The sequence below is a fragment of the Bradyrhizobium sp. 33ap4 genome, from assembly GCF_032654765.1.
Classification (GTDB): Bacteria; Pseudomonadota; Alphaproteobacteria; order Rhizobiales; family Xanthobacteraceae; genus Bradyrhizobium; species Bradyrhizobium australafricanum.
Genome location: NZ_JAUMTJ010000197.1, coordinates 1 through 868, shown reverse-complemented (window position 1 = coordinate 868; position 868 = coordinate 1). Strand labels below are relative to the sequence as shown.

At 52.1% G+C, this 868-nt stretch carries 1 protein-coding gene; it reads left to right on the top strand.

What is annotated here, in order from left to right; all coding sequences use genetic code 11:
• Positions 1–100: 100 nt before the first annotated feature.
• A partial coding sequence (locus Q2M23_RS44420; protein ID WP_410469854.1) for an endonuclease/exonuclease/phosphatase family protein occupies positions 101–868 on the top strand: 768 nt, incomplete at its 3' end.

Here is an 868-nt window from a genome sequence, read left to right as displayed (position 1 = left end):
TACAGAGTTCATCGATCTGACGTGTCTTCAGAGAGTATGACAGCATTGTATGTCCGTAGCGACCTGGTTGCAGCGTCAGTGACCATGTTGTCAACGGTGGCTGGATTATGTCGTCTGCAGGGTCTGCCTTGGAGCCCTGCTTTTAACGATTGTCAGCATATACCTGCGTCCTGCAGGTAGGGTGCCTTGGGCTCAGCTGGAACAGTTACTTGATTCACTTGGAGCACATGTGCTAATACTTGGAGATTTCAATGCTCACCACACCGCTTGGGGAAGCCGGAGAATTGATGCAAGAGGAAGGAGATTGCTGGACATCATGGAAAGTCGAGGTTTGTGCTTGTTAAACAACCGCACGACAACTTATATGAGGTCGCCGAGGTGCCTGGACGCACTGGATTTATCGTGGTGCTCCGCGGGTGTGTCTAGGCATTTATCGTGTGTTACGGATGCTGACACGAGAGGTAGTGATCATTTTCCTCTGTATATCTCGCACGACCGACTGTCTGGATCGTTGGCCGGCGGAGTAATCTCATTTATGAACTGGAGTGCTTTCCGGGAAGGTCTCAGGAGATCTGTATATATTGGCATGTCACCGGAGGAGCTGTCGCAGGTTGTTCGCCAAAGCATGGACAGTGCGACTGTGCGGGCGAAACCGGTGACAGGACATATTGGCCTTTCTCTAACGATCGATCGCCTGAGGGCGTTACGTCATCGAGCCGAGAAAAGAGCTTGTCGCACTGGACAACTATCGGACATCATGGAATACCGCCGAATGAAGGCTAAAGTAGGGAAGGAGCTTAAGCGAGAAGACCGGAAACGCTGGCGGGGGTTCTGCCAGAGAAGTCGGAGGCCAAGCGGTCTTAGGAAG